Genomic DNA, 4,605 nt, shown 5'->3' on the forward strand with positions numbered 1-4,605 from the left:
CACCGGTGGCCGGCGTGCTCCTCGCGCGCCGCCGGGATGCCCGCCTGCCGGGTGATGCCCACCTGTCAGGTAGGGCCGCATTGGCTCCCGGGAAGCCCCCACGGGGCGTCGTTACCGGGTACGGTGCGCGTTCGTGGAGGTTCATGAACTCGAGATAGCCGGCGCCTGGGTGTTCACCCCCCGCCAGCACACCGACGACCGGGGCACCTTCCTGGAGTGGTACCGGTCCGAAACCGTGACCGAGGTGGTCGGCCACCCGCTCAGCCTCGCCCAGGCGAACCACAGCGTGAGCCGGCGCGGGACGCTGCGCGGCATCCACTACGCCGCCGTGCCGCCCAGCCAGGCCAAGTACGTCTCCTGCGTCCAGGGCCGGGTCCTCGACTGTGTGGTCGACATCCGGCTCGGTTCGCCGACGTACGGGACACACCAGGCGGTGCTGCTCGACGACGTGGACCGCAAGGGCCTCTACCTCGCCGAAGGACTCGGCCACTCCTTCATGGCGCTCACCGAGAACGCGGCGATATCGTACATATGTTCGACATCGTACAACCCCGCCCGCGAGTACGGCATCGACCCGCTCGATCCCGACCTGGCGCTGCCCTGGCCGCGGGATGTGACCCCGCTGCTGTCCGAGAAGGACGCGCGGGCCCCGTCGCTGAAGGAGGCGGAGGCCGCCGGCCTGCTGCCGTCCTACAGCGCGTGCACGGCCTACTACGAGACCCTGCGGATCCAGGCGGGCCGCGGCCAGTAGCGGGCGATCACCCGGCCCAGCACGTCCGCGGCCGGGACCGCGCCGAACGTCGCACTGTCGGTGCCGGCCGCCACGTTGTCGGACCGCAGCCACCACGACCCGTCCGGCTCGACGAAGGCGGCCCGCTTCACCCCGAGCCCACGGCCGGGCAGCCGCGCGACGACCACGTCACCCACCCGTGGTGGCAGGCCCCACAGCACCACGCACGCGTCCCCGTCCCGCAGCGTCGGCGCCATGGAGCGGCCGCTGACGGAGACCATCCGCACGGCAACATGTCGGCTCACCCGGGTAAGTTGCCACAAGGTGGAGCCATGCATCGACACCGTCCGAGGCCGGAGCACCTCCGAGGGCCGCTGGGGCGCGCCCGCGGCATCCCGGCCCTCCGGTCAGGCGGCATGCGTGCCCACCCGAGAGTTGCCCCAGGACGTCCAACGAGACGAGAAAGGACGGCAGCATGAGCCTCCTACGTCCGAAGACAACGGTCAGCGCCCACTGCGATCTGCCCTGTGGCGTCTACGACCCGGCCCAGGCGAAGATCGAAGCGCAGTCCGTGAAGGCGATCCAGGAGAAGTACCAGAGCAACGACGACCCGGCCTTCCGCGCGCGCGCCCTGGCCATCAAGGAGGAGCGGGCGGACCTGGTCAAGCAGCACCTGTGGGTGCTGTGGACCGACTACTTCAAGCCCAACCACCTGGAGAAGTACCCCGAGCTCCACGACCTGTTCTGGCAGGCCACCAAGGCGGCCGGGGCGGCCGGCGCCAAGGGCTCGGTCGACCCGGTCGACGGGCAGAAGCTGCTCGACCTCATCGAGCGGATCTCCACGATCTTCTGGGAGACCAAGGCCGCATAGGTACCACGGCCGCACGGCCTCCGCGCAGGGATCCGGGAACCCGGGGGACCGCGGCGCCGCGGACAGCATGACCGGCAACAGCGTCCCGCCTGTTCCCGGCCCGCCGGCGGCCCGGGGAGCCGGGCCCTGCGCGTCACGGCTGACAGCACTGATCATAACCAGCTCATAACCAGTATTGATCATAATCTCGGCTCCGGCCGGAGCCGGCGGGCGGGAGCATCCCCGAACGGCGATGGGACGTAGTCGGCATCACCCACACAATCCGCAGAATCGATCACCCGACCTGCGGTGGCGCCTCGGCACTGGGTACGGTGGTCTTCACGTGGCATGAGCTGGGCGCGGACGTCTCCAGCCTCGACCGGCACAACCGCTGCCCAGGTGGGGGTCAAGAGATCAGATGGAATACGGAACCGCAAGGCACTCAAGAAGGCACTCAAGGGGGTAACACCGTGGACACAACGCCGAGGACCGAAACCACCAGCGGTCAGGGCGGTGTCCCCGGGGCGGGAGTCCCCGGCGGACGGCTGCGAGACGTCGTCCAGCTGACCCTGCCCGCCGCGAGTGCCTATCTGTCGGTCCTGCGGACCGCCACGGCGTCGCTGGCGGCCCGCGCGGACTTCACCCTCGACGACATCGAGGACCTGCGGATCGCCGTCGACGAGGCGTGCGCGCTGCTGCTGCTGTCAGCCGTCCCCGGCTCGGCTCTGGAATGCACCTTCGAGCTCTCCCCCGGCGTCATCGACGTCTCGGTCACGGTGCTCAGCCTGGACGGCGAGCCACCGTCCATCGAGACGTTCGCCTGGACGGTCCTGACCGCGCTGGCCGACGAGGTGTCCTCCGCCGTGGACGCGGACTCGCGGGTCACCATCGTGCTACGCAAGCGGCGCGGGATACCCGAGGAACACATCCACAGTCCCCGGGCCGCGGCACCCAGGACACCAGCGCCCACGGCACCGGCCGCCACGACGCCATCCCCCGTGGCACCATCCCCTGTGACGCCATGGACCGAGAACGCCGGCGCGCCGGCCAGCGGGCCGGTGGGCACGCCGTGACCGCAGGGCGTACCCGACCGTTTCAGGACGCCGTGGCCACGACCAGGCAACGCTCGAAGGCCTTCCTCGACAACAGCCACGATCTTTTCCTCGCCGCGGACGAGGAGGCCACGGACGAGACGCCGCCCGGCACGTCGGTGACGGACCCCGCCCCCAGGCAGGCGACGGTCGCGGCCCAGGGCCGTCCCGGCCACGGTCCCGAGCATGACCACGACCATGCCGGCCCTGGCCCCGACGCCGGTCACCACGGCCACGGCCCCGACGCCGGTCACCACGGCCGTGGCCACGGCCATCCCGGTGAGACCAACGACCGGGTACGCGCCCGGGAGCTGTTCACCCAGCTGGTCGCCCTTCCCGAGGGGGACCAGCGGCGGGCCGAGATCCGTGACCAGCTCGTCCGGATGCACCTGCCACTCGTCGAGTACCTCGCGCGCCGTTTCCGCAACCGCGGCGAGCCCCTGGACGACCTGACCCAGGTGGCGACGATCGGTCTGATCAAGTCGGTGGACCGTTTCGATCCCGAGCGCGGTGTGGAGTTCTCCACCTACGCGACCCCGACGATCGTCGGCGAGATCAAACGGCACTTCCGGGACAAGGGCTGGGCGATCCGGGTCCCGCGGCGGCTCCAGGAGCTCAAGCTGTCGCTGACCAAGGCCACCTCGGAGCTGTCCCAGACGCTCGGCCGCTCACCGACGGTCAGCGAGATCGCGGCCCATCTCCAGATGAGCGAGGAGGAGGTGCTGGAGGGCCTGGAGTCCGCCAACGCCTACTCGGCGGTCTCCCTGGACGCGCCGGACTCCGGCGACGACGAGGCCCCGGCGGTGGCCGACACCCTGGGCGTCCAGGACGAGTCCCTCGAGGGGGTCGAGTACCGGGAGTCACTCAAGCCGCTGCTGGAAAAGCTGCCCCCACGGGAGAAGCGCATCCTGCTGCTGCGGTTCTTCGGCAACATGACCCAGTCGCAGATTGCCACCGAGCTCGGGATCTCCCAGATGCACGTCTCGCGGCTGCTCGCCCGCACACTGGCCCAGCTGCGCCGCGGCCTGCTGGACGACACCTGACGGGCCCCGCACCGCGCGGCCGGGCGGGCCCGCCCGGCCCTATCCTCCGGCTGTGGGCATCCGAGGCAGGGCCCCCGGCGGGGCGTGGTGGCGGCCCGGCCGTACCAGCTCGTGGCCAGCGCGGGCCGGGTCATCCGGAGGAGTCACCCGGGCCCGTGGGCTGGTGTGGGCGGTAGGCACCGGAGACACCGATCAGCACCAGCACCCCGACCGGGACCGCGACCAGTGGGATGCCCTCGCCATAGCGATGGGCCTGCAGAAGGCCAACAGCAACCGGAATACACAAAATCTGAACAACGACAAGCGGGGAACGGGCCCACTGCCGACGCGCGAGCAACGCCCACGTGAGCAGCCACAGGACGACCCCGGCAACAACGGCGAACAGGCCGCCGAGCTCGGCCCGGCCCCGGTCGTCGGTATCCGCGCCGAAACCCCGCACCACCAGGAAGACGCCGAGGCAGACAAGTAACAGTCCTTCGGCGGCCAGCAGCACCGCGGCGGCCCGCAACGCGTGTACGGCACGCCGGGCAGCACGCCAGGCGTTGTCATGTTGCGGACCGCCCGCCGGCGCCGGCACGATCCGCTCGGATCCAGCCCTGGAACCCACACGCCGACAGTACGTGTTCTCCACGGCCGCGTAAGCCCGGTGGGTATGCCTGACGGGCCCCACCACGACATGCGGGTGGACACGCGGGTCGAGATGTGGAGGAGACGCGGATGTCCGCCGGCGGGATTCCACCGGTGGCGGGGATTCCACCGGTGGCAAGAATTACGTCGTGACGCCTGGAAAGCCTTGAACCGCTAACGTAGACATCATGCGTACGCTGCTGGTCGTTAACCCCCTCGCCACGGCTACGACCCAGCGCGTCCGGGATGTCCTGGTCAGTGCCC

General features: G+C 70.5%; 4 protein-coding genes and 2 pseudogenes. 4 read left to right on the forward strand and 2 right to left on the reverse strand.

From position 1 onward, the window contains the following. The first annotated feature begins 133 nt into the window (after window positions 1-133). On the forward strand, window positions 134-751 hold the full coding sequence (gene rfbC, locus AC5LSR_RS06230; protein WP_250281767.1) for a dTDP-4-dehydrorhamnose 3,5-epimerase: 618 nt from the start codon (window positions 134-136) through the stop codon (window positions 749-751). On the opposite strand, the pseudogene AC5LSR_RS06235 reads toward rfbC, so the two are convergent. Continuing rightward, window positions 712-1,110 (reverse strand): annotated as a pseudogene (locus AC5LSR_RS06235) (S24/S26 family peptidase); the annotation flags it as partial. The gene rfbC and the pseudogene AC5LSR_RS06235 overlap by 40 nt on opposite strands. Before the next feature lie 95 nt (window positions 1,111-1,205). Here AC5LSR_RS06235 and sodN point away from each other — a divergent pair. The 3 genes and pseudogenes from sodN to AC5LSR_RS06250 all read left to right on the forward strand — a co-directional run bounded on the left by sodN (window position 1,206) and on the right by AC5LSR_RS06250 (window position 3,714). Beyond that, a complete protein-coding gene (gene sodN, locus AC5LSR_RS06240) occupies window positions 1,206-1,601 on the forward strand; it encodes a superoxide dismutase, Ni (RefSeq protein ID WP_250281771.1) in 396 nt (131 codons plus the stop codon). A gap of 449 nt (window positions 1,602-2,050) precedes the next feature. After that, window positions 2,051-2,524 (forward strand): annotated as a pseudogene (locus AC5LSR_RS06245) (ATP-binding protein); the annotation flags it as partial. A gap of 161 nt (window positions 2,525-2,685) precedes the next feature. Then, complete coding sequence (locus AC5LSR_RS06250; RefSeq protein WP_250281773.1) at window positions 2,686-3,714, forward strand: RNA polymerase sigma factor SigF; 1,029 nt, start codon at window positions 2,686-2,688, stop codon at window positions 3,712-3,714. 130 nt (window positions 3,715-3,844) lie between these two features. Here the strand turns inward: AC5LSR_RS06250 and AC5LSR_RS06255 are convergent, their stop codons facing one another. After that, window positions 3,845-4,321, reverse strand: a complete 477-nt coding sequence (locus tag AC5LSR_RS06255) for a hypothetical protein (RefSeq protein ID WP_250290134.1) — start codon at window positions 4,319-4,321, stop codon at window positions 3,845-3,847. Between the last annotated feature and the right edge of the window lie 284 nt (window positions 4,322-4,605).

The organism is Protofrankia sp. CiP1_Cm_nod4 (genome assembly GCF_982290645.1).

Excerpts from the sequence above, each read along its gene's own strand:
- sodN (WP_250281771.1), top strand. The coding sequence starts at position 1,206 with ATGAGCCTCCTACGTCCGAAGACAACGGTCAGCGCCCACTGCGATCTG.